The organism is Arthrobacter sp. MSA 4-2, from assembly GCF_016405885.1.
Taxonomy (GTDB): Bacteria; Actinomycetota; Actinomycetes; order Actinomycetales; family Micrococcaceae; genus Arthrobacter_D.
On sequence record NZ_JAEKGC010000007.1, the window covers coordinates 97,430 to 119,513 of the forward strand.

Sequence of the window (22,084 nt, forward strand, 5' to 3'; positions counted from 1 at the left end):
ACGGGCCCCTACTGGCGCACTATGTTACCGACGGGTAACCTTGGGGGACGGCGCCCCGCGCGCCACCAGCACCGGCCGGCCGACATTCCTGATCGTTGAGGATCGGGACGAAGGAACCCTCATGAGCAAGCTCCAGATCGACCTAAATAACCTGCCCTATGCCGACGGCGATTTCCTCGCATTCGAAGCCCTGCTGAGCGATAAGGAGCGCTCGCGGCTGGCCGAGATCCGTACGTGGCTGGACGCCGAAGTCCGCCCGAACGCCGTCGGCTGGTGGAATGAGGGCGTGTTCCCCAAGAGCATCATCCCCAAGCTTGCCGAGCTCGACGTCGTCAGCCCCATCCGCCGCCAGGGCTACTCGAACCTTTTCGCGGGCATTGTGCACTCGGAATTCACCCGCGCCGACACCTCCATCGCGACATTCATGGGCGTCCACGACGGACTGTTCACCGGCTCCATCGAAGCGCTGGCTTCCAAGGAGCAGCAGGAGGAGTGGCTGCCGGACATCTACTCCTTCCGCAAGATCGGGGCGTTCGGGCTGACCGAACCCCTGGGCGGCTCCGACGTCGCCGGCGGGACCCGGACCACGGCCCGCCGCGACGGTGGAAACTGGATCCTCAACGGTGCCAAGCGCTGGATCGGCAACGCCACCTTCTCCGATTGGGTCGTCATCTACGCCCGCGACGTCGAGGACAACCAGGTCAAGGGCTTTCTGGTCGACACAACCCTCCCCGGCTACTCGGCCACGAGGATCGAGAACAAGATCGCACTGCGGTCGGTGGAGAACGCCGATATTGTCCTGGACAACGTTGTGGTTTCGGATGACTTCCACCTCAAGGGGGCCAACAGCTTCCGCGACACGAACAAGGTGCTGAAGGTGACGAGGCTGTCGGTCGGCTGGCAAGCCGTCGGTCAGCAGATGGCGGCCTTCGATGTGGCACGCCGGTACGCGGTGGAACGCCAGCAGTTCGGCCGCCCGCTCGCGTCCTTCCAGCTGGTGCAGCAGCAGCTGGTGCAGATCCTGGGCAACGCCATGAGCTCGATGGGCATGATGGTCCGGCTCTCACAGCTCGAGGACCTCGGCCAGGCCAAGGACGAGCACTCCGCGCTGGCCAAGGCGTTCACGACGGCGCGCATGCGCGAAAGCGTCGCGGCAGGGCGGAACATCCTTGGGGGCAACGGCATCGTCACCGACTACGAAATGGCGAAAATCTTCTCGGACGCCGAGGCGATCTACTCCTACGAAGGAACGCAGGAGATCAACACGCTGGTGGCGGGGCGTGCCATCACCGGCATCGCCGCGTTCGTGTAGCAGCCGGCAGGCCGCGCGAAGACCCCCGAAATCGGGCAGATTCCGGGGGTCTTCCGCGTTTCCGGGTCATCGCAGCCCCTCCGGGAGGGGAAGCAGGACCGAAGGGCGGCGATCGGTGACGTAGTTGAGCGGATTGACGTACTTCCCGTCACGGCGGACGCCCCAGTGGATGCAGGCGAAGGGACAGTGCGGCGGCCCCGCCGGAGTGCCCACAGTTTGGCCCCTCACCACTCGAGCGCCCTTGGTGAGGGTGCTCTTCACCGGCTCGAAGCTGCTCACGAGGCCTCCGCCGTGACCGATGCTGAGCACCGGCCGCCCTGCGACCATCCCCACGAAGGTGACAACTCCATCGGCCGGACTGAGCACGTCGTTCCCCGGGTGGACCGCAAGATCCACCCCGCGGTGGCCCACCTGCCAAGGCTCGGGCGGCGGAATGAAGTGGCGGGTGACGGCAGGGACGGGTGGCAGCGGCCAGGACCACGGCGGCACGTAGTTACCCGTCGGTGCGCCCTGCAGGAAGTCCGTGAGGGCAAAACCTCCCGGGCTGAGGCTCTGCACCAGCCCGGCAGCGTCTCCCGGTGCGGGCAGCGCCATCGGTTCAGTCGATCCTGCAGGCCCCGCCGAAACCGACAGCACCACTGCGATCAGGGCGTTCGTGAAGCGCCTATGCGGCCACCACTTTGCGGTACCGCACGGGCCCCGTCGGAGGTCCTTCCGGGATAGCCATGACCTACCCGGGGCGGCATGCATCGGCCGGACATGGGGATCGGGGTCCTCCTGTCGCATGGCGTCCCTCCGGTGAGTTTGGCACCATCGCAAGCGGACCGCAGATGCAGGGGTCATGCCTTCAACGATGCGCTCCTTCAATGGGGGTGTGATCGTCCGCGGCTGGTATGTGGAAATGGGATCCGAAGACCAGGCAGGCATGTCGTCGTGGCTCCCGTCCGGCCCGTCGGCATCCGAAAGCGACCGGCGCGCCCGAAAGCGACCGGAGCGGCTGATATTCCGGGTCCGCTCGTCGTTTTCGGGCGCGTGTGTCGTTCGTGGTCCGCTCGTCGCTCCTAGGTCCGCTCGCGTCGTTTCCAGGCCCGGTGGCCGGCCGCGGCGCGGGACGCCTCAGGCGGCTATGGTCCCGGCCAGCGTCCGCGAAAGCGACCGGCGCACCCGAAAGCGACCGGAGCGGCTGATATTCCGGGTCCGCTCGTCGCATTCGGGCCCGCTCGTCGCTCCTAGGTCGGCTCTCGTCGTTTCCAGGCCCGGCGGCCGGCCGCGGCGCAGGACGCCTCCGGCGGCTGTGGCCCCGACCAGCGTCCGCGGAAGCGACCGGCGCACCCGAAAGCGACAAAAGGGGCAGGTATTCCGGGCGCGATCGTCGTTTTCGGGCGCGTTCGTCGCTTGACGGTTCGTCCTGGTGCGGCCGACTGCTATGCACCTCCCGGGTCGTCCGGAGGCATAACACCGCTGTAGTACACTTGACGGAGCAGTCTGCCGTTTTCCCCGCGTCCTGGAACACCACCAAACCGCGCAGGAAATGTGCCGGCTGACTACGCGTGCCTGCGACCCGCCTTCGTCTCGACGACGTGCGGGGCACTATCCCAGCGGTCCGGAGCGATCCGGTTGGGGGAGTGGGTTTTCCAACGACCAGGCACCAGGAGGAACGCCCATCCCGGGCGGAACGCTAATAACCGTCAACAAAGCAGCGGAAGCGCCGTGTCGCGCGCACGCCCTGCTGAAACGAAAGGCATCCCATGCCAGTAGTAACCATGCGCCAGCTGCTCGACAGCGGCGTCCACTTCGGCCACCAGACCCGTCGCTGGAACCCGAAGATGAAGCGCTTCATTTTCACCGAGCGCAACGGCATCTACATCATCGACCTGCAGCAGTCGCTGTCCTACATCGACCGCGCCTACGAGTTCGTCAAGGCCACTGTCGCCCACGGCGGAACCGTCCTGTTCGTCGGTACCAAGAAGCAGGCCCAGGAAGCGATCGCCGACCAGGCCACCCGCGTCGGCCAGCCCTACGTCAACCAGCGTTGGCTCGGCGGCATGCTCACCAACTTCCAGACGGTTTCCAAGCGCATCGAGCGCATGAAGGAACTCGAAGAGATCGACTTCGAGGACGTCGCCGGCTCGGGCCACACCAAGAAGGAACTCCTCCTTCTGAAGCGTGAGCTCACCAAGCTTCAGAGCAACCTCGGCGGTATCCGCAACCTGACGAAGGCCCCCTCGGTCATCTGGGTTGTCGACACCAAGAAGGAGCACCTCGCCATTGACGAGGCCAAGAAGCTCAACATCCCCGTCGTTGCGATCCTCGACACCAACTGCGACCCGGACGAGGTCGACTTCCCGATCCCGGGCAACGACGACGCCATCCGCGCCGTGAACCTGCTGACCCGCGTTGTCGCCGACGCCGTTGCCGAGGGCCTCATCGCCCGCAACAACCGCGCCAACGGCACCGATGCCGCTGCAGCCGAAGAGCCCCTCGCCGAGTGGGAGCGTGAACTGCTGGGCGCCGCCGAGGCCAACGCCGAGGCTCCCGCCGCCGAGGCTCCCGCCGCTGAAGCAGCTCCCGCCGCCGAGGCTCCCGCCGCTGAAGCAGCTCCCGCCGCCGAAGCTCCTGCCGCTGAAGCAGCTCCCGCCGAGGACGCCGCAGCCGACACCAAGTAGTTCTCTTGCGTAAGGGGTGTGGGTGATTCCGCGCCCCTTACGCATGTTCCACCGGCTGAGCGCCGGCAGGGATCCTCTTCGCAGATCAACAAGAATTTAGGAGTTTTCCATGGCGAATTACACCGTCGCTGATATCAAGGCCCTCCGTGAGCGCACCGGCGCAGGCATGATGGACGTCAAGAAGGCCCTCGACGAGGCCAACGGCGATCCGGACAAGGCCCTCGAGGTCATCCGCATCAAGGGCCTCAAGGGCGCCACCAAGCGTGAAGGCCGCTCGACCGCCGAGGGCCTCGTCGCCGCACGCGTCGACGGCAGCGTCGGCGTCATGGTCGAGGTCAACTGCGAGACCGACTTCGTCGCCAAGGCCGGACCGTTCATCGACTTCTCCAACAAGGTCCTCGACGCCGCCATCGCTTCGGGCGCCACCGACGTCGACTCCCTGCTGGCCTTCGAGGTCGACGGCCGCCCCATGTCGGAGCACGTCATCGAGGCCGGCGCCCTGCTGGGCGAGAAGGTCGACATCCGCCGCGTGGCCCGCGTTGAGGGTGCCGTCGTCGACGCGTACCTGCACCGCACCTCGAAGGACCTCCCCGCCCAGGTCGGCGTGCTGTTCGCCGTCGAGGGTGAAGGCGCCGCTGCGGTCGAGGCCGCCCACGACGTCGCGCTCCACATCGCCGCCTACACCCCGACCTACCTGACCCGCGACGAGGTTCCCGCGGACCTGGTCGAGTCGGAGCGCCGCATCGCCGAGGAGACCGCCCGCGCCGAGGGCAAGCCCGAGGCAGCGCTCACCAAGATCGTCGAAGGCCGCCTGACCGGCTTCTTCAAGGACGCCGTCCTGGTCGACCAGCCCTTCTCGAAGGACACCAAGAAGTCGATCGCCCAGGTCCTCAGCGACGCCGGAGTGAAGGCCACCGCCTTCGCCCGCTTCCGCGTCGGCGCGTAGGTCCGCACGCCGGATCGGTTGTAACAATGGAAAGGGTGGCCACCCCTGGGTGGCCACCCTTTTTCGCGCCCGCGCGGCGCACCGTATTCTTTTATCGATTGTGCAGAACGCACCGCTTTACGCCCTGGGAGGCATCATGGACAACCTTGAACCGGCAATCACGGGTGGCAAGAACGGACGACGACGGGTGCTCCTCAAGCTTTCCGGCGAGGTGTTCGGCGGCGGCAAGCTCGGCGTCGACCCGAACACGGTGAGGGCTGTGGCCAAGCAGATCGCGGCCACCGTGGGCGAGGTGGAGGTGGCGATCGTCGTCGGCGGTGGAAACTTCTTCCGCGGCGCTGAACTCTCCCAGAGCGGGATGGACCGCTCGCGCGCCGACTATATGGGCATGCTTGGCACGGTGATGAACTGCCTCGCCCTCCAGGATTTCCTGGAGCAGGCGGGCGTCGAAACCCGCGTCCAGAGCGCCATCACCATGGGTCAGGTCGCCGAGGCATACATTCCGAGGCGCGCCATCCGCCACCTCGAGAAGGGCCGCGTGGTCATCTTCGGTGCCGGCGCGGGACTGCCGTACTTCTCCACAGACACCGTGGCGGCCCAGCGAGCGCTCGAGGTGCACGCCGATGAGGTGCTGATGGCCAAGAGCGGGGTCGACGGCGTCTACACGGCCGATCCGCACAAGGATCCCTCCGCCGAGAAGCTCATCACCCTCTCCTACGAGGAGGCCCTGCGCCGCGATATCCGGGTGATGGACCAGACCGCCATGACCATGTGCAAGGACAACGACCTGGAGATGGTGGTGTTCGGCATGGAGGGCGAGGGCAACGTCACCCGTGCCATCCGCGGCGAGAAGCTGGGCACGCGGGTCACCAACTAGCCCGCGGGCTCCGAATCCGGGCCGCGGGGTCCGGTCGGTGAACTAGGATTGAACACTGGACCGGTTGCCGGGCAACTGAACGCAGAGCTAAGGAGACATCGTGATCGAAGAGATCTTGCTAGAGGCCACCGAGAAGATGGATAAGGCCGTCGAAGCGGCGAAGGTCGACTTCGCGACAGTGCGGACCGGGCGGGCCAATCCTGCGATGTTCTCCAAGGTCATGGTCAGCTACTACGGCGCGCCGACGCCGCTGCAGCAGCTCGCCTCCTTCCAGAACCCCGAGGCACGCACCCTGCTGATCACCCCGTTCGACCGGGCCGCCCTCAACGACATCGAGCGCGCCCTCCGCGACTCCGACCTGGGCGCCAACCCCTCCAACGACGGCAACGTCATCCGGGTGGTGCTCCCCGAGCTCACCCAGGAGCGCCGCAAGGAATACGTCAAGCTCGTGCGCACCAAGGCCGAGGACGCGAAGATCTCGATGCGGAACATCCGCCGCAAGGCCAAGGACGGTCTGGACAAGGCCGTCAAGGACGGCGACGCCGGCGAGGACGAGGGTTCGCGCGGCGAAAAGGAACTCGACGCCCTGACGAAGTCCCACACGGACACCATCGACGACATGCTCAAGCGTAAGGAAGCCGAGCTCCTCGAAGTCTGATGCATGTTCCCAAGCCCTCAGAGGGCGGCGACGTCCCCTCGGGTGACGGCGCCGCCCGGGATACACCCGGTGGAAGCGCACCCCGTCCGTCCGTTGCCTCAACCGCGGTCCCGCGGGTGACCGGCGCGGTGCCGGCGGTCCGAGCGGCCGGCACAGCAGGCATGGCCGCCGGACCCGGGACCCGCCCGGCCGGAGTCACTGCCTCCGTCCCCGCGGATCCGACGCCGGGCGTTCCGGCAACACCCGAGCCTCTCCCCGCCACCGCGCATCCCGGCACGTCCGGAACGGCGTCGCCCGCGGCCGCAGTGCCGGCCGGACCGGTGACCCGGCGCGAACTGCGTGAGGCCCGCAAGCGCGGCCCACGCCTCTTCCGCCGGTCACGCCGGCCGCCGCGCGTGCGGGGAGCGCCCTCGCGGGCCGGCCGGAACCTGCCGGCCGCAATCGGGGTCGGGGTGGGCCTGATGATCCTGGTCCTTGCAGGCCTCCTCTTCTTTCCGCTTGCCTTCGTCGCACTGGTGACGGTCCTCGGCGTCCTCGGCGTCCTTGAGGTGTCGCGCGCCCTGGCGGTGCGCCGCATCGGCATGCCACTGGTCCCGGCGGTGGCCGCAAGCGTGGCGCTGCCCTTCGCCGCCTACTACGGCGGCGCGGAGAGCCTCGCCTTCGCCTCGGTCTTTTCATTCCTGGCCCTGCTGCTGTGGCGGTCGCTCGACCCCGCACCGGGGGCGCCGCGGGCCGTGATGGCCGGGGCCTTCACCCTTCTGTGGGTGCCCTTCATGCTCAGTTTTGCGATGCTCCTGCTTCAGCTTCCCGGCGGGTACCTGCTTATCGCGACGCTCCTGCTGCTGGTCGTCGCCAACGACACGTTCGGCTACCTGGTCGGCGTGCTGTTCGGGAAGCATCCCATGGCCCCGAAGATCAGTCCGAAGAAGTCCTGGGAGGGCTTCGGCGGTTCGGTCGCCGGCGCCATGGTGATCGGCGCGCTGTGCGCGGTCTTCCTGCTCGACCAGCCGCTCTGGGTGGGCCTGGTCCTTGCCGTGGCCATCGTTGCGGCGGCCACCGCCGGCGACCTGGCCGAATCGATGATCAAGCGTGAACTGGGCGTCAAGGACATGGGCACCATGCTGCCCGGCCACGGGGGAGTCATGGATCGGCTCGACTCGGTGGTCTTCGCCTCGCCGATGGCGTTCCTGCTGTCCGCTACATTGGTACCAGGGCTGATCTAGCGGACGGGGATTCCGCCAGCCTTTTTGGTCTCAGCAGAAAGACACAGGCACCATGGACGATGCTCGCCAGGGCAGCTCACCTTTTGCGCGCGTCGGCCGGCGCAGCTATGGCTACAACACCCGGCAGGTGGACCGCTTCCTGGTCCGGGCCCGCAACTTCTACAACAACGGTGAGTCCGGTGACGGGCCGATCACCAGCGCTCAGGTCCGCGCCATCGTGTTCGAACCGGCGAAGGGCGGCTACGAGCCGCAGGACGTCGACGCCGCGCTCGACCGGCTCGAGGATGCCTTTGCCCAGCGGGAACGCGACCAGCTGATCGAGGCCAAGGGTGAAGACGCCTGGCTGATGCAGATCGGCCGCGCCTCCGCGGTCCTGCGCGGCCGGCTCCACCGGGCCCCCGGCGAGCGTTTCCGCAGGCCGACCAAGAAGAAGGCGCTGAGCTACAACAGCGAGGACGTCGACGCCCTGTGCGAGAAGCTGCTGCGGTACTTCGAGAACGATCTGCCGCTGAGCGTCGACGTGGTGCGCCGGGCCGTCTTCCGGGAGACAGTGGGGCCCGCCGGCTACGAGGAGAACCAGGTCGACGCTTTCCTTGACCGGGTCGTCGAACTCATGGCCTCAATCGACTGACGGCTCGGTCCTCGAGCCGGCGAGCCGGTGCTCGGGAGCCTCCGGTGTGTGAAGCCTCGCAAGCACGCGGGAGGTGCCCGCAGGCCGCCTGCCCCGGGTCGCCCGGGACACGACGATCATCACGAGGAACGCGGCCGGCACCGTCCAGAGCGCGGGCTGCCGGAGCCAGTCAAGGGACGCCGCTTCCGGTCCGAGCAGGGCAGCCGTGAGGATCGAGCCCCCGCACAGGACCGCGCCGGCGAGCATACCGGCCACCGCCCCGGCGTCGGTGAGCCCGCGCCACCAGATGCCCAGCAGCAGCAGCGGGCACAGCGTTGAGGCGGTGAAGGCGAAGACCGAGCCTACGCTGCCGGCAAGCGCCAGCGAGTCGGTCAGCAGCGCCAGGACCAGCGGCACCAGGGTCGAGAGGACCGCGGCCCGGCGGAACCCCCGAACACTGCCGGAGAAGAACTCCTGGCTGACGACGCCGGCCAGCGAGACCACGAGGCCGCTCGAGGTGGACAGGAATGCGGCGAACGCGCCTGCCGTGACGAACGCTGTCAGCGCGTCCCCGGCGGCGCCGTCGAAGATCCTTCCAGGCAGCATCAGCACGGTGGCATCGGCCGCCCCCGGCACCGCCAGGTCGGGGGTGTAGATCCGCCCGAGGATGCCGAAGAGCGTGGGGAAGAGGTAGAACACCGACAGCAGGGCCAGCACGATCAGCGTGGTGCGCCGCGCCGAGGCGCCGTCGGGGTTGGTATAGAACCGCACCAGCACGTGCGGCAGCCCCAGGGTTCCGAAGAGCAGGGCGATCACCAGGGAACTGGTGCTGTAGAGGGAGGCGCCGGCGGTGGTGTTCAGGTCCGCGGTGAAGGCGGCGCCCCCGTCGGTCACGGGCAGGCCCTCCACGCCCAGGCGCAGCAGGATGAACACGGCCGGCACTGCCAGCGCCGTGAGCTTGAGCCAGTACTGAAAGGCCTGGACGAAGGTGATCGAGCGCATCCCGCCGCCCATCACGCCGGCACACACGACGACGACGACGGCGAGGGGGCCCACCCAGGCCGGCAGCCCCGTCGTGATGCTCACGGTGAGCGCGGCCCCGTGGAGCTGCGGCACGATGTACAGCCAGCCGACGACGATCACGAGCAGGCTGGTGATGCGGCGGGCAGCCAGCGATTCCAGTCGCGCCTGCGCGAAGTCGGGGATGGTGTAGGCCCCCGAACGGCGCAGCGGCGCGGCGACGAACAGCAGCAGCATGAGGTACCCGGCGGTGTAGCCGATGGGGAACCACAGGGCATCGGTTCCCGAGATGAGGATCAGCCCGGCGACGCCGAGGAAACTGGCGGCCGAAAGGTACTCCCCGCCGATGGCCGAGGCGTTCCACCAGGGCCGGACGGTGCGGGAGGCCACGTAGAAGTCGCCGGTGGTCCGCGAGATGCGCAGCCCGTAGATCCCGATCAGGAGCGTAGTCACCGCCACGAGCAGCAGGGCGGCGTACCCCACGGCGGGGTTGAGCCCGAAGGCGTCGCCCACCTCGTCAGCCCTCATCGATCAGGTCCTGGAACCGCTTTTCGTTGCGTGAGGCGCTGCGGACGTAGAGGGCCGCGCAGGCGATGGACAGCGGATAGACCCCGAGCCCGAGCAGCAGCCAGGGCACGGGCACGGTGAACACGGTGACCTCCCGGATCGAGGGAAACAGCCCGAGCAGGACCGGGATGCCGATCAGGATGATGAGGAATCCGCCGGCCACCACGAGCGCCAGGCGCAGCTGGGACCGGATGAGGGAGCCGACGACGACCTCGCCGACCGCCGAGTGTTCGGCCATCTCGCGGGTCACCGGGTAGGTCCCGGAACTGGGCTTGGCGCTGGTGCGCGGCGCGGTGACCCGCACCCGGGCGGGGCGCCGGGGGTCGGTGGCAGGGGGCGGCCGGTGCGGCTCGGGAGTGGTCATGGCGGGGCGGTCTAGTGGCCGGGCCGCAGGCGCGTCGCCTCGAGCTGTTCGCGGACCCCGGGCAGGTGCCTGCGGCTCACCGGCAGTTCGGCGTCGCCGACGGTCACGCTGGGGCGTCCCGCGCCCAGGCGCACCAGGCGCACCTGGTCCATGGCCACGAGGTAGGACCTGTGGATGCGCAGGAAGCCGGCATCGGCCCACTGCCGTTCGAGGTCGTTCAGCGGAATGCGGATCAGGTAGCTCGCCCCGGCGGTGTGAAGCCGGGCATAGTCGCCCTGCGCCTGGACATAGCGGACCTCATCGCGGCGGATCCGCCGGCTGATCCCGCCCTGGTCGACCGTGATGACCTCCGGCGCAGCAGCGCTTCCCTCGGCGAGTTCGCAGATGCGCCGGACCGATTCGGACAGCCGCTCCCGGCGCACCGGCTTCAGCAGGTAGTCGACGGCCCGGAGGTCGAACGCCTCAAGCGCCCGGTCCTCGTCGGCGGTGACAAACACGACGGCGGGCGGCCGGTCGAGGGCGGCGATCGAGCGTGCGATATCGAGTCCGGACACGGCCGGCATATGGATGTCGAGGAACAGGGCGTCGACGTCGGACTGTTCAAGGGTGGCCGGCACCTCGGCGCCGCTTGAGGCGCGGTGGATGGTCCGGACCCTGCTGTCCTGGGAGAGCAGGAAGGCGAGCTCCTCCACTGCCGGAAGCTCATCGTCGGCGATGACCACGTTGACCATAATCCCTAGCGTACGCTCAGGCGCGGTTGCCGGGCTGGAATTTGGGGACCCGCAGCGTGATCAGGGTCCCGGCGCCGGGGGCGGTGTCGATGATCAGGCCGTGGTCGTCCCCATACACCTGGCGCAGCCGCGAATCGACGTTGCGCAGCCCCACGTGGACCCCGTCGGCGTGGCCGGCGAGGACGGAGCGGAGGTGGTCGGGCTCGATGCCCACGCCGTCGTCCTCAACCGTGACCTCAGCGAAGGTCCCGGCGTCGCGGGCGGTGATGGTGATGTGCCCGGTGCCTTCCTTCGACTCGAGGCCGTGCCGCACGGCGTTCTCGACGAGCGGCTGAAGGCTCAGGAACGGGATGACGGTGCCCAGCACCTCCGGGCCGATCTCGAGCCGCACCTTCAGCCGGTCACCGAAGCGGGCGCGCTCAAGGAGCAGGTACCGGTCGATGCTCCGGAGTTCCTCGGCCACGGTGGTGAAGTCGCCGTGGCGCCGGAAGGAGTAGCGGGTGAAGTCGGCGAACTCGACGACGAGGTCGCGGGCGCGCTGCGGGTCCGTGTTGATGAACGAGGCGATGGCGTTGAGCGAGTTGTAGATGAAGTGCGGACTGATCTGGGCGCGCAGCGCCCGGACCTCGGCCTCGATCAGCAGCCGGCGGGAGGAGTCGAGTTCCGCCAGTTCGACCTGCGTCGAGACCCAGCCCGCCAGTTCGTTCGTTGCGCGCACCAGGCCGGCATTCGCCTCTGCGGCGAAGGCGCCGACGGTGCCGACCACCCGCTGGTCTACCCGGACCGGCGCGACGACCAGCTCGCCCAGGCCGGTGATGCCCGCCTGCTCCAGCTGGGGCCGGCGCACGATCTGAGTACGTCCATTCGCCAGCGATCCGCCGATCGCGTCCATCACCCCGGCCGGAAGAGTGCGTGCACCGTCCCAGCCGAGCACGGCGGCCTCATCGGTGATCATCAGGGTGTCGCACCGCAGCAGCCCCCGGAGGTGGCGGCTCGCCTTGGAGGCCCCCGCCGGGGTCAGTCCCTCCCGCAGGTGTTCGGAGGCGAGCGCAGCGGTGTGGAGGGTGGTGTAGGTCGCGCGGTCGGCGTCGGATCCGAGGTCCCGAAAGGATCGGGACAACCGGAACCCGACCGAACCGACCACCGCCAGGGTGATGGCGGCGACGGCGAACACCAGGGCGGTGTCGACGGCGGGGCTGACCATGGCTCTACAGTAGTGGCTCGGTCCTCGACGGGCGGCGAGTCCGCCGCCGGGCGGGCCCCGCAGCCGCGGGACTGCCGCTGCTGCTCCACCGCTGCCTGACCTCCCTGCCTGACCTCCCTGCCTGACCTCCCTGCCTGACCTCCCTGCCTGACCTTCCCGCCTGACCTCCCTGCCTGGCAGCCCCGGCTTCACCTCCATGCCTCGGCGGGCCCATCCGGGCATCCCGGCCTGACCGTTCGGCGCAGCGCGCCGCCCGTTGGGCGCGGGACTATCGCGCAGCGCTGGAAAAGCGCCCCGGGAGGAGTGAGAGTGAGTGAAGTCACATCGCAGGTCGACCCTGCCCGGCAATGCCGCCGGCACCGCAGGGAAGTGTCCAAGCAGAGGAGGAACAATGGGTTCGCATCCAATCGAACCGGACGGGGGATCGCCGGGCCCGGACGGCGGAGCTCCGGAGACCGGCCGGACCGACGGCGTCCAGGCACATCAGGCGGCCCCGGCGGCCGGTGCGCACACTGCGGGTGCCGCCGCCCGGCCCGCGGTCGACTTCACGGAGGTCCAGGAGGCCGAGCAGTTCCAGGAACTGCGCAAGCGGCACCGCAGCTTCGTCTTCCCCATGGCAGTGGCGTTCCTGCTGTGGTACTTCGCCTACGTGCTGCTGGCCGACTACGCCCACGAGTTTATGGCTACCCCGGTCTTCGGCAACGTCAATATCGGCATCCTCCTCGGGCTGGCGCAGTTCGTCAGCACGTTCGCCATCACCATGTGGTACGTCAGCTACGCCAACCGGCGGCTCGATCCCATCGCGGCCAACCTCCGGCACGAGCTTGAGAGTGCCGCCCCCGAAGCATTCAGCGATCCGACAGGCGGGAAGAAATGATCAGTCCCCTCACCGCAGGTCCGTTCCTGCCCCTGCAGACCACCGAGTCGACCCGCGTCGGCGAGCCCTGGCTGAACATCACGATTTTCGGCCTGTTCGTCGCGATCACGCTGGTGATCGTGCTGCGGGCCAGCCGCAACAACAAGACAGCGGCCGACTACTACGCCGCAGGCCGCTCCTTCACGGGCCCGCAGAACGGGACGGCGATCGCGGGGGACTACCTCTCCGCAGCCTCCTTCCTGGGCATTGTCGGTGCCATCGCCATCAACGGCTATGACGGGTTCCTCTACTCCATCGGCTTCCTCGTCGCATGGCTCGTAGCCCTGCTGCTCGTTGCGGAGCTGCTGCGGAACACCGGCAAGTTCACCATGGCCGATGTCCTTTCCTTCCGCCTCCAGCAGCGTCCGGTCCGGATCGCGGCGGCCATCACCACACTGGCCGTGTGCTTCTTCTACCTGCTGGCCCAGATGGCCGGCGCCGGCGGTCTCGTCTCCCTGCTGCTGGGCATCGACGACCGCATTGGCCAGTCCCTGGTGATCGCCGTCGTCGGAATCCTCATGATCATCTACGTACTGATCGGCGGCATGAAGGGCACCACCTGGGTGCAGATCATCAAGGCCTTCCTGCTGATCACCGGTGCGTTCATCATGACCGTGTGGGTCCTCGCGATCCACGGGTTCAACTTCTCCACCCTGCTCGGCGCGGCCATCGAGACCTCGGGCAACGCGGCGATCACCAGCCCCGGCCTTCAGTACGGCCTGACCGGCACCACCCGGCTCGACTTCATCTCGCTGGCGCTGGCCTTGGTCTTCGGCACCGCGGCCCTGCCGCACGTGCTCATGCGCTTCTACACGGTGCCCACCGCCAAGGAGGCCCGCCGCTCGGTGGTGTGGGCCATCTGGCTCATCGGCGCGTTCTACCTGTTCACCCTGGTGCTGGGCTACGGCGCCAGCGCCCTGATCGGTGCCGAGCGCATTCTTGCGGCGCCGGGCGCGGTCAACTCGGCGGCCCCGCTGCTCGCGTTCGAGCTCGGCGGCCCGCTGCTGCTCGGCCTGATTTCAGCGGTCGCGTTCGCCACGATCCTCGCCGTGGTGGCGGGACTGACCATCACGGCGGCGGCGTCGTTCGCCCATGACATCTACGCGAACGTCATCCGCCGCGGCAAGGTCGACCCGGACGGCGAGGTCAAGGTCGCACGGCGTACCGTCGTCGTCATCGGCCTGCTCTCCATCCTGGGCGGCATCGGCGCCTCCGGGCAGAACGTCGCGTTCCTCGTGGCCCTCGCCTTCGCGGTGGCTGCTAGTGCGAACCTGCCGACCATCCTGTACTCGCTGTTCTGGCGGAAGTTCAACACCCAGGGCGCCATGTGGAGCATGTACGGCGGCCTCGGCTCGGCGATCCTGCTGATCGCACTGTCACCGGTTGTCTCTGGCGGCGAGACGTCGATGATCAAGGGGGCCGACTTCTCGATCTTCCCGCTCAACAACCCCGGCATCGTGTCGATTCCTCTGGCCTTCTTCCTCGGCTGGCTGGGGACCACACTGTCCAAGCGGACCGAGGACCCCCTCGTCCAGGCGGAGATGGAGGTCCGCTCGCTCACCGGTGTGGGCGCGGAGAAGGCGGTCGACCACTAGGGCGCGGCAACCGACCTCCCCGACCCGCATCGACGAAGGGCCGCAGCACCCCTCGTGGTGCTGCGGCCCTTCGGCGTCCGGGCGGGATCGGTCGTGCCGTACCGTGCAGTACCGTGCCCTACTGTGCCGTGTCCGCGCTAGTCGCTGGGACTGATGTCCGTGGTCAGTTCCCGCTCGTCGGTTTTCTCGCGGTCCTCCTCCTCGGCGGGGCCGGCCGCGACGTTGAGCCCGGGAGCCTCCTCGGGCTGGTCCGGCTCATCGGCGCCGCTGAAGTTGAAGTCGAGGTTGGCGGAGCCATCCGCGTCGTCGGCAGGGGCCGTCTGCTCGGTCCGTTCGCGGGGGAGGGGTGTGGTCGGTTGAGTGAGCCCGTCACGGACCGGGCTTGAGGGGTCTTCTGATTCGGGGGCCATGGTCTACTCCTTCGCAGGCGTGGTTGCACCTGGGCAGTGCGCTGTTCCGCCGGGGTACCCGGCGGTGGTTCGACCCTAGCTCCGGCCGGGAGCAACCAAAAGGGAAAAGAGAAGCGTGCCCACCGGGGCCGGCCGCGGTAGGGGCCCGCTGGAGCGTCCGGGCATAGCCGCCGCGGGCCGGGGCGTTCGTCAGGACGGCTGCCGCGGCCCGCGGTGCAGCAGGGGCTCGACCCGGAAGGGAATGAGTTCACCCATCGCCAGGGACGTGTCGCAGCGTTCGACGCCGTCGCAGGCGAGGATCTTTCCGTTCACCCGGAACAGGTCCTCGGCGTCCGCCGAGACGACGCGCACAAGGATGTCGGCCTGCCCGCTGAGGCCGTACGCCTCGATCACCTCCGGGATCTCGCTGATCCGGGCTGTGATCTCCGAAAGCTTCTGCTGCTGGACATGGACGTGGATGAAGGCCATCAGGGGATACCCCAAGGCGGCGGGATTGATGCGCCGTTCGAAGGAGAGGAAGACCGATTTCTGCTCGAGTCGGGTCATGCGGGCCTGCACCGTATTGCGCGAAAGGCCAAGTTTTTCGGCAAGGGCGACGACGGTCCGCCGGGGGTCCTTGGCCATCGCGAGGAGCAGGCGGAGATCGGTGCCATCAAGGGGTTGCATACTGCGCAACGCTAACACGCCGGGACCACCCGGAATAGAGCATATTGCTCAGTGAATAACATTTCGGTTGTGCCACCTGTGGTGTGTGAGTAGTGTCACAGGTACTTCGGGTAATGGCGCCCGGGGTGTCCTGGGGGTGCTGCGGCGCCGCGGACGGACCGGCCTGACAGTGAAGGCGAAGTGCAATTGTGGCCCTGAAAAACATCGAATCCGTTCCCGGTGGCCCGGGTGAGACAGGCTCCGGACTCATCCAGCTGATCACCGCCGACGGCGTCCGCGTTCCGGAACCGGCCTACGACGCCCTGGTCGCCGATATCGACGGCGCCGCGCTTCAGGGCCTCTATGAGGACATGGTCGTCGTCCGCAGGATCGACTCCGAGGCCACGGCGCTCCAGCGCCAGGGCGAACTGGCCCTGTGGCCGCCGCTGCTCGGCCAGGAGGCGGCGCAGATCGGCTCGGGCCGCGCGCTGCGAAGCGACGACTTCGTCTTCTCGAGCTACCGCGAGAACGCCGTCGCCTACTGCAGGGGAGTGGACCTCACCGACATTTTGCGCGTCTGGCGGGGCAATGCCTCCTCGGGCTGGGACCCCTACGCCATCAATATGGCCACTCCCCAGGTCATCATCGGAGCGCAGACCCTCCATGCCACCGGCTACGCGATGGGCATCCTCAACGACGGCGACGACGCCGTAGCGGTCACCTACTTCGGTGACGGCGCCACCAGCCAGGGCGACGTGAACGAGGCGATGGTCTTCGCCGCGAGCTTCCAGGCGCCGGTCATCTTCTTCTGCCAGAACAACCACTGGGCCATCTCCGAGCCGGTGGGCCTCCAGGCCCACGTGCCGATCGCGAACCGCGCCCCCGGCTTCGGCATCCCCTCCGTGCGGGTCGACGGAAACGACGTGCTCGCGTGCCTCGCCGTCACCCGCCAGGCCCTCGCCCGGGCACGCTCCGGCGGCGGGCCGACCTTCATCGAGGCGGTCACCTACCGGATGGGCCCGCACACCACCGCGGACGACCCCACCCGGTACCGCGACGCCAACGAACTCGAGGACTGGGCGGCGAAGGACCCGCTGAAGCGCCTCGAGGCGCACCTCGGCTCTCTAGGCCTGTTCGACGAGGCCTTCACCGCCGCCGTGAAGGCCAAGGCCGACGCCGTCGCCGCCGAGCTGCGTGCCGGCTGCCTGGGCATGGCCGAACCCGCGCCGTCGGACGTGTTCAAGCACGTCTACAGCACCCCGAATTCCTGGCTCGACCGCCAGCAGGACCACTACGAGCGGTACCTTTCATCCTTTGCCGACAGCGCATCCTCCGACGGGAGCTCCTGATGTCCACTCTTACCTTCGGCCGCGCGATCAACGCGGGCCTGCGCCGGGCCATGGACAACGATCCCAAGGTGATCCTCATGGGCGAGGACATCGGCAAGCTGGGCGGTGTCTTCCGCATCACCGACGGGCTGCAGAAGGATTTCGGCGCCCACCGGGTCCTTGACACTCCGCTCGCCGAGGCCGGGATTATGGGCACCGCCGTCGGCATGGCCTACCGCGGCTACCGGCCCGTCGTCGAGATCCAGTTCGACGGCTTCATCTACCCGGCGTTCGACCAGATCGTCTGCCAGGTCGCGAAGATCCACTACCGCACCCAGGGCGCGGTGAAGATGCCGATCACCATCCGGGTTCCCTTCGGCGGCGGCATCGGGTCCCCGGAGCACCACTCGGAATCGCCCGAGGCGTACTTCACCCACACCTCCGGCCTGCGCGTGATCAGCCCGTCGAACCCGCAGGACGCCTACACGATGATCCAGCAGGCCATCAGCTCCGATGACCCCGTGCTGTACTTCGAGCCCAAGCGCCGCTACCACGTCAAGGGCGAGGTCGACGAGGGCTCCGACCCGGCGGCCTCAAGCATGGAGAAGGCGCGCGTCGTCACCGAGGGCTCCGACGTCACTCTGGTGACCTACGGGCCGCTGGTTCCCACCGCGCGCGACGCCGCGGTGGCCGCCGGCGACGACGGCGTCTCGGTGGAAGTCATCGACCTGCGCTCGCTGGCACCCATCGACTTCGAGACCGTCGAAGCCTCCGTGCGGAAGACCGGGCGTCTCGTCATCACCCACGAGGCCGCGCAGTCCGGCGGACTCGGAGCGGAGATCGCCGCGAGCATCACCGAGCGGTGCTTCTACCACCTCGAGCACGCACCGGTCCGGGTCACGGGGTTCGACATCCCCTATCCGTACTCCAAGCTCGAATTCCACCACCTGCCGGACCTCGACCGCATCCTCGACGGCGTCGACCGCGTGCTCGGCCGGCCCAATTCACTGAGCGGACTTGAAAGGTAGTGGCAGGCGTGATCAAGGAGTTCCGGCTTCCGGACCTGGGCGAAGGCCTCACGGAATCTGAAATCGTCAGCTGGCATGTGGCGGTGGGGGACACCGTCGAGCTGAACCAGATCATTGCCGATGTGGAGACCGCGAAGGCCGTCGTCGAACTGCCCTCGCCCTACGCAGGCGTCATCGCCGAGCTTCACGAACAGCCCGGCACCGTCGTCGAGGTCGGCGCGCCGCTGGTGTCCTTCGAGGTGGCCGGGCCCGCCGGAGCGCCGCCGTCCATCGGCAGCGCCGCGTCCGGCGGGGACACCGGAGCCCCCGCCAAACGTGAGCCGAACCTGGTGGGATACGGTGCCGCTGTCGAGAAGGGCGGGCGGCCCGAACGGCGTGCCCGGCGCTTCGCGTCCCAGCTTTCGGGTGGCTTGAATCCGGCCGGAGGGTCCGCCCTTCCCGGGTTGGCCGAAAGGGTCGGATCCGCACCGATGATCGCGGCCGTTCCTGCCGTTCCTGCCCGCCCTGCAGTCGAGGCCGTGCCCGTGGCTCCTGTCCTCGAATCCGCCGGTTCGCTCCCCGCCTCCCCGGTCCGAACGATCAGCGGCGAGCGTCCGCGCTCGACTCCTCCGGTGCGGAAGCTGGCTCGCGATCTGGGCATCCGCCTCGAGGGGGTTCCGGGAACCGGGCCCGGTGGGCTGATCACCCGAGACGACGTCCTGGCAGCCGCGCAGGGGGCTTCCGCATCCGACGGCGCGGGCAACGGCGGCAGCGTCGCACCGGCATCGGTCATCCCCTCACCGGTCAACCCCTCACCGGCCGGGGCACAGGACACTGCCCGGGAGACCCGCACACCGATCAAGGGGATGCGCAAGCACACGGCGGCGGCCATGGTGGCCAGCGCCTTCACCGCGCCGCACGTGACGGAGTTCCTGACCGTCGACGTCACGCCCACTATGGAACTCATCGGCCGGGTCAAGGAATCGAAGGCGTTCGCGGGTGTGCGGATCACGCCGCTGACGATCGTCGCGAAGGCGCTGTGCATCGCCCTTCGGCGCAACCCGACGCTGAACTCCCGCTGGGACGAAGCAGCCGGGGACATTGTGCAGTTCAACTACGTGAACCTCGGCATCGCCGCTGCAACACCGCGGGGACTGCTAGTGCCCAATATCAAGGACGCCCAGGAGCTCAGCCTGATGGATCTGGCTGGAGCGCTGACGGGCCTCACCGAGCGGGCACGCGCCGGCAAGACGGGTCCTGCGGATCTTTCGGGCGGCACGATCTCCATTACGAACATCGGTGTTTTCGGGATCGACGCCGGAACGCCGATCCTCAACCCCGGGGAAGCGGCGATCCTTGCCATGGGAGCAGTCCGCCGCATGCCTTGGGAATACGAGGGGCAGATCGCACTGCGGTCCGTCATGACCCTGAGCCTCTCCTTCGATCACCGGCTGGTCGACGGCGAGCAGGGTTCGCGGTTCCTCGCCGACATCGGCGCCATCCTGGCCGACCCGGGGATGGTCCTCACGATGGTGTGACGGCTGTCGCCGCACCCCGCCGGGATGCCCGGGCACCAGGACGGTTTGCCGCAGGGGCCCGGCGCGGCCCCGCATCGTCCAGCGTGGGATCAGCGGGCGTAGGCTCCTGCCGCTGCCTGAAATCCACGGAAATACTGTGGCTTTCGAGGCGGCCGGGTTGACGGCGGGAGTAGAGTCGGGAAATCAACAGAAGGGCACCGGTCGGACACCGGCCCCGCCTGCATGGAGGTGCACGCTCCGCCAGGAGCGGGCGGCGCGCCGGGTGGCCCGATCCACTCAAATTCCAATGTCCAACGTCGCAGCAACCGGTGCGCCGCGGATCGTCCTCCAATCGACTGCGCAGATGGGCGGGGACGTGGGGCCGGTCGGCGGCGGCAGATGACCAGAACGGGAGCAGCGACGTGAGGGCGGACGGTGATTGAGTCGAATTCCCAGGCGGGGGACCAGCCGCGCGACATGGGGGATCTCGCCGATCAGCTGGGCCTGCTCGCGCGCGAGCTGCAGAAGGAGCAGGACACCGAGGCTGTCCTCGAAGACATCGTGCGGGCGGCGATCCGGTTGATCCCCCAGGTGGCGCACGCGTCAATCAGTCTGGTGAGGGCTCGCCGGACGGTGGAGTCCCGGGCCGCATCCGGCGACCTGCCCCGCAGGGTCGACGCAGTCCAAAGTGAAACCGGTCAGGGTCCGTGCCTTGATGCCGCCTATGAAGAGCAGATGGTCCGGGTTCCCGATATGGGCAGCGAAACCCGCTGGCCCAGATTCGCCCGGCGGGCCTGGGACCTGGGTGCCCGGAGCATGTTGTCGTTCCAGCTGTTCGTTGAGGGCGACACTCTTGGGGCACTCAATCTCTATGGTGCCGAGGTTGGCGCTTTTGATGACGAGAGCGAGCAGATCGGGCAGCTGGTCGCTGCCCATGCCGCCGTCGCATTTGCCGATGCCCTGGAGATCAGCCAGCTCAATCAGGCCCTCGTCAACCGGGATGTGATCGGCCAGGCCAAGGGGATCCTGATGGAACGCTTCAAGATCAGTGCACCACAGGCCTTCGTGCTGCTCTCGGCCGTGAGCTCAACAACGAATACGAAGCTTCAAGTGGTCGCCGAACAGCTCGCCGACACCGGCGATATCCGGCTGAACGGCAATGGTCACGGCAACGGCAACGGTCACGCGCAGGCGGCAGCCGGAGGGTAGGGCCAAACGGTCGGCTGTCGACGCGGGTGGCACGCGGGCGCAGCCGAAGGGTGCGGCCGGTGATCAGCTGTCGACGCGGGTGGGTCGCAGCCGGGACCTCAACCTTGCAGGTGGTGCCGGAGGTGACTGCCGGCGCAGGTTGGAACGGTGTTCAGGGCTGTAGGGGGCGCGGCAGCAGTGGTAGCTCGCGCCCGTGAACATATCGTCGATGAGTTCATTGACGGCCTGCGAGATGCAGTCGCGCTCCTGAGCGGGGAGCTGAATCAGCCCATGCAGGTACGCATCGACCTCAAGCTCGTCCATCGAGCCGCCCATGTTCAGGTAGTGCTGGACGACCTCACCGAGGGACAGGCCGGAACACTCGAGGGCCTCGTAGGTGCGCTGGTGCTGCATGAGTCTGTCCCTTGGGTGAGTCGGCGGCGAAAGCGGCCGGCGCCCCTGCCTAAGGCCGCCCCCTGACCCGTCATTCGGGACTCCTGCTTTCCGTACTCTCCCATTGTGTTCCCCACACCTCAAGGAGCCCCCGCGGAAACCCTATGATTTACCTCAAGAATGAGCGGTCGGCACGCCGCTCAGCCGCCGGCAGCGGCGAGGAACCGGTCGCGCTGATGGGGGAGGAGCAGGCGCAGGAACTGGGGGTTCTCCCGCAGGAACTCCTGGGATTCGGCGCAGTATGGTGCAATATCGAGGCGCCGGCGGTGGGCGTTCATCAGGACGGCCTGCATCAGCACGGGCTCGAGTCCCATGGAGCGGAACCGGCGGTCAATGACTGCCTGGATCAGCAGGACTTCGCCGCCGCGCAGCTCGTATTTTACGTACCCGGCCATCAGGCCGTCCCGGTACAGCTCGAACCGCGAGTACAGCACGTTGTCGCGGAAGGTCCCCCGCTGGCCCGCCGACTCCACCGGTACCGGAGCCTGCGCCGTCTGCTCCCTGTTTTCCAACTCCTCGACGAGGGCCTCGTAACGCTCCCGCACCTCAAGCGGTGGGTACGCGGTATCCATGAGTTGGTAGGTCTGGTTGCACATGGTGCGCAGCTGCCGGGTGGACAGCGCGGAAAGGTCCGTGGGGAACTGGACTTCGCCTGCGGACGAGCCGGACACAGTCACCGGCTGGGGGACGTGCCCCCACAGTGCGGCAGGGGCGTCAAGGTCGGACGTGGGGAAATGAACATGCAGAGCGTTGTTCATGAGAACTCCATGGTCGAGGGGCCACAGGCCTCCTGCTCGACCGGTCTCCTCAGTCTAGGTCGGAAGTCCGGAAAGCGAAAGGTCAGGGG

The 22,084-nt window shown here is 68.0% G+C and carries 22 protein-coding genes; 13 read left to right on the forward strand and 9 right to left on the reverse strand.

The window, feature by feature from the left end; genetic code table 11:
* Nucleotides 1–121: 121 nt before the first annotated feature.
* Entirely contained in the window at nucleotides 122–1,312 is a 1,191-nt protein-coding gene (locus I6N91_RS09455) for an acyl-CoA dehydrogenase family protein (RefSeq protein WP_198812324.1), read from the forward strand.
* A gap of 66 nt (nucleotides 1,313–1,378) precedes the next feature.
* Here the strand turns inward: I6N91_RS09455 and I6N91_RS09460 are convergent, their stop codons facing one another.
* A complete protein-coding gene (locus tag I6N91_RS09460; RefSeq protein ID WP_198812325.1) occupies nucleotides 1,379–1,906 on the reverse strand; it encodes a M23 family metallopeptidase in 528 nt (175 codons plus the stop codon).
* Nucleotides 1,907–3,060: 1,154 nt separating this feature from the next.
* Between I6N91_RS09460 and rpsB the strand changes: the two genes are divergently transcribed.
* The 6 genes from rpsB to I6N91_RS09490 all read left to right on the forward strand — a co-directional run bounded on the left by rpsB (nucleotide 3,061) and on the right by I6N91_RS09490 (nucleotide 8,313).
* Nucleotides 3,061–3,978, forward strand: coding sequence for a 30S ribosomal protein S2 (gene rpsB / locus I6N91_RS09465; RefSeq protein ID WP_198812326.1), 918 nt, complete (start codon nucleotides 3,061–3,063; stop codon nucleotides 3,976–3,978).
* Between the two features lie 109 nt (nucleotides 3,979–4,087).
* Entirely contained in the window at nucleotides 4,088–4,924 is an 837-nt protein-coding gene (gene tsf, locus I6N91_RS09470; RefSeq protein ID WP_198812327.1) for a translation elongation factor Ts, read from the forward strand.
* A gap of 136 nt (nucleotides 4,925–5,060) precedes the next feature.
* On the forward strand, nucleotides 5,061–5,801 hold the full coding sequence (pyrH, locus tag I6N91_RS09475; RefSeq protein ID WP_198812328.1) for a UMP kinase: 741 nt from the start codon (nucleotides 5,061–5,063) through the stop codon (nucleotides 5,799–5,801).
* Nucleotides 5,802–5,901: 100 nt separating this feature from the next.
* The gene (gene frr, locus I6N91_RS09480; RefSeq protein ID WP_120166711.1) at nucleotides 5,902–6,459 is read left to right on the forward strand and encodes a ribosome recycling factor; all 558 of its coding nucleotides are present in this window, start codon (nucleotides 5,902–5,904) and stop codon (nucleotides 6,457–6,459) included.
* A gap of 335 nt (nucleotides 6,460–6,794) precedes the next feature.
* On the forward strand, nucleotides 6,795–7,682 hold the full coding sequence (locus I6N91_RS09485) for a phosphatidate cytidylyltransferase (RefSeq protein WP_233091700.1): 888 nt from the start codon (nucleotides 6,795–6,797) through the stop codon (nucleotides 7,680–7,682).
* 52 nt (nucleotides 7,683–7,734) lie between these two features.
* A complete protein-coding gene (locus I6N91_RS09490; protein ID WP_198812329.1) occupies nucleotides 7,735–8,313 on the forward strand; it encodes a DivIVA domain-containing protein in 579 nt (192 codons plus the stop codon).
* On the opposite strand, the gene I6N91_RS09495 is transcribed toward I6N91_RS09490, so the two are convergent.
* From I6N91_RS09495 to I6N91_RS09510, 4 genes are read right to left on the reverse strand one after another with little or no spacing between them, the layout of a single operon-like run.
* Nucleotides 8,302–9,840: a cation acetate symporter gene (locus I6N91_RS09495; RefSeq protein ID WP_198812330.1), complete on the reverse strand. Its 1,539-nt coding sequence runs from the start codon at nucleotides 9,838–9,840 to the stop codon at nucleotides 8,302–8,304. The genes I6N91_RS09490 and I6N91_RS09495 overlap by 12 nt on opposite strands.
* Nucleotides 9,830–10,243 (reverse strand): DUF485 domain-containing protein, encoded by a 414-nt coding sequence (locus I6N91_RS09500; RefSeq protein WP_233091676.1) that lies wholly within the window; start codon nucleotides 10,241–10,243, stop codon nucleotides 9,830–9,832. Before I6N91_RS09500 ends, I6N91_RS09495 begins: the two co-directional genes overlap by 11 nt.
* Nucleotides 10,244–10,254: 11 nt before the next feature.
* Entirely contained in the window at nucleotides 10,255–10,974 is a 720-nt protein-coding gene (locus I6N91_RS09505; protein WP_198812331.1) for a LytTR family DNA-binding domain-containing protein, read from the reverse strand.
* A 16-nt stretch (nucleotides 10,975–10,990) separates the two neighbouring features.
* Nucleotides 10,991–12,178, reverse strand: coding sequence for a sensor histidine kinase (locus tag I6N91_RS09510; protein WP_198812332.1), 1,188 nt, complete (start codon nucleotides 12,176–12,178; stop codon nucleotides 10,991–10,993).
* Between the two features lie 391 nt (nucleotides 12,179–12,569).
* Here I6N91_RS09510 and I6N91_RS09515 point away from each other — a divergent pair, with 391 nt between their 5' ends.
* Together I6N91_RS09515 and I6N91_RS09520 are read left to right on the forward strand one after the other, a co-directional pair.
* Nucleotides 12,570–13,055: a DUF485 domain-containing protein gene (locus tag I6N91_RS09515; RefSeq protein WP_198812333.1), complete on the forward strand. Its 486-nt coding sequence runs from the start codon at nucleotides 12,570–12,572 to the stop codon at nucleotides 13,053–13,055.
* Nucleotides 13,052–14,689, forward strand: coding sequence for a cation acetate symporter (locus I6N91_RS09520; protein WP_198812334.1), 1,638 nt, complete (start codon nucleotides 13,052–13,054; stop codon nucleotides 14,687–14,689). Before I6N91_RS09515 ends, I6N91_RS09520 begins: the two co-directional genes overlap by 4 nt.
* Nucleotides 14,690–14,826: 137 nt before the next feature.
* Here I6N91_RS09520 and I6N91_RS09525 read toward each other — a convergent pair whose 3' ends face one another.
* Nucleotides 14,827–15,099: a hypothetical protein gene (locus I6N91_RS09525; RefSeq protein WP_198812335.1), complete on the reverse strand. Its 273-nt coding sequence runs from the start codon at nucleotides 15,097–15,099 to the stop codon at nucleotides 14,827–14,829.
* Nucleotides 15,100–15,288: 189 nt separating this feature from the next.
* A complete protein-coding gene (locus tag I6N91_RS09530) occupies nucleotides 15,289–15,765 on the reverse strand; it encodes an Lrp/AsnC family transcriptional regulator (RefSeq protein WP_120166694.1) in 477 nt (158 codons plus the stop codon).
* Nucleotides 15,766–15,953: 188 nt separating this feature from the next.
* Here I6N91_RS09530 and pdhA point away from each other — a divergent pair, with 188 nt between their 5' ends.
* The 4 genes from pdhA to I6N91_RS09550 all read left to right on the forward strand — a co-directional run bounded on the left by pdhA (nucleotide 15,954) and on the right by I6N91_RS09550 (nucleotide 20,805).
* Nucleotides 15,954–17,093: a pyruvate dehydrogenase (acetyl-transferring) E1 component subunit alpha gene (gene pdhA, locus I6N91_RS09535; protein ID WP_307843303.1), complete on the forward strand. Its 1,140-nt coding sequence runs from the start codon at nucleotides 15,954–15,956 to the stop codon at nucleotides 17,091–17,093.
* A complete protein-coding gene (locus tag I6N91_RS09540; protein WP_120166690.1) occupies nucleotides 17,093–18,100 on the forward strand; it encodes an alpha-ketoacid dehydrogenase subunit beta in 1,008 nt (335 codons plus the stop codon). The genes pdhA and I6N91_RS09540 overlap by 1 nt, the downstream gene beginning before the upstream one ends.
* Nucleotides 18,101–18,108: 8 nt before the next feature.
* Nucleotides 18,109–19,617 (forward strand): dihydrolipoamide acetyltransferase family protein, encoded by a 1,509-nt coding sequence (locus I6N91_RS09545; protein ID WP_198812336.1) that lies wholly within the window; start codon nucleotides 18,109–18,111, stop codon nucleotides 19,615–19,617.
* Between the two features lie 456 nt (nucleotides 19,618–20,073).
* Nucleotides 20,074–20,805, forward strand: coding sequence for a GAF and ANTAR domain-containing protein (locus I6N91_RS09550; protein WP_198812337.1), 732 nt, complete (start codon nucleotides 20,074–20,076; stop codon nucleotides 20,803–20,805).
* Between the two features lie 63 nt (nucleotides 20,806–20,868).
* Here the strand turns inward: I6N91_RS09550 and I6N91_RS09555 are convergent, their stop codons facing one another.
* Complete coding sequence (locus I6N91_RS09555; protein ID WP_198812338.1) at nucleotides 20,869–21,198, reverse strand: hypothetical protein; 330 nt, start codon at nucleotides 21,196–21,198, stop codon at nucleotides 20,869–20,871.
* A 179-nt stretch (nucleotides 21,199–21,377) separates the two neighbouring features.
* On the reverse strand, nucleotides 21,378–21,995 hold the full coding sequence (locus I6N91_RS09560; protein WP_198812339.1) for an N-acetyltransferase: 618 nt from the start codon (nucleotides 21,993–21,995) through the stop codon (nucleotides 21,378–21,380).
* Nucleotides 21,996–22,084: the final 89 nt, after the last annotated feature.

Coding starts and splice junctions, on each gene's coding strand:
- I6N91_RS09455 (WP_198812324.1), top strand. CDS start 122: ATGAGCAAGCTCCAGATCGACCTAAATAACCTGCCCTATGCCGACGGC.
- I6N91_RS09460 (WP_198812325.1), bottom strand. CDS start 1,906: ATGGCGCTGCCCGCACCGGGAGACGCTGCCGGGCTGGTGCAGAGCCTC.
- rpsB (WP_198812326.1), top strand. CDS start 3,061: ATGCCAGTAGTAACCATGCGCCAGCTGCTCGACAGCGGCGTCCACTTC.
- tsf (WP_198812327.1), top strand. CDS start 4,088: ATGGCGAATTACACCGTCGCTGATATCAAGGCCCTCCGTGAGCGCACC.
- pyrH (WP_198812328.1), top strand. CDS start 5,061: ATGGACAACCTTGAACCGGCAATCACGGGTGGCAAGAACGGACGACGA.
- I6N91_RS09490 (WP_198812329.1), top strand. CDS start 7,735: ATGGACGATGCTCGCCAGGGCAGCTCACCTTTTGCGCGCGTCGGCCGG.
- I6N91_RS09495 (WP_198812330.1), bottom strand. CDS start 9,840: ATGAGGGCTGACGAGGTGGGCGACGCCTTCGGGCTCAACCCCGCCGTG.
- I6N91_RS09500 (WP_233091676.1), bottom strand. CDS start 10,243: ATGACCACTCCCGAGCCGCACCGGCCGCCCCCTGCCACCGACCCCCGG.
- I6N91_RS09505 (WP_198812331.1), bottom strand. CDS start 10,974: ATGGTCAACGTGGTCATCGCCGACGATGAGCTTCCGGCAGTGGAGGAG.
- I6N91_RS09510 (WP_198812332.1), bottom strand. CDS start 12,178: ATGGTCAGCCCCGCCGTCGACACCGCCCTGGTGTTCGCCGTCGCCGCC.
- I6N91_RS09515 (WP_198812333.1), top strand. CDS start 12,570: ATGGGTTCGCATCCAATCGAACCGGACGGGGGATCGCCGGGCCCGGAC.
- I6N91_RS09520 (WP_198812334.1), top strand. CDS start 13,052: ATGATCAGTCCCCTCACCGCAGGTCCGTTCCTGCCCCTGCAGACCACC.
- I6N91_RS09525 (WP_198812335.1), bottom strand. CDS start 15,099: ATGGCCCCCGAATCAGAAGACCCCTCAAGCCCGGTCCGTGACGGGCTC.
- I6N91_RS09530 (WP_120166694.1), bottom strand. CDS start 15,765: ATGCAACCCCTTGATGGCACCGATCTCCGCCTGCTCCTCGCGATGGCC.
- I6N91_RS09540 (WP_120166690.1), top strand. CDS start 17,093: ATGTCCACTCTTACCTTCGGCCGCGCGATCAACGCGGGCCTGCGCCGG.
- I6N91_RS09550 (WP_198812337.1), top strand. CDS start 20,074: ATGGGGGATCTCGCCGATCAGCTGGGCCTGCTCGCGCGCGAGCTGCAG.
- I6N91_RS09555 (WP_198812338.1), bottom strand. CDS start 21,198: ATGCAGCACCAGCGCACCTACGAGGCCCTCGAGTGTTCCGGCCTGTCC.
- I6N91_RS09560 (WP_198812339.1), bottom strand. CDS start 21,995: ATGAACAACGCTCTGCATGTTCATTTCCCCACGTCCGACCTTGACGCC.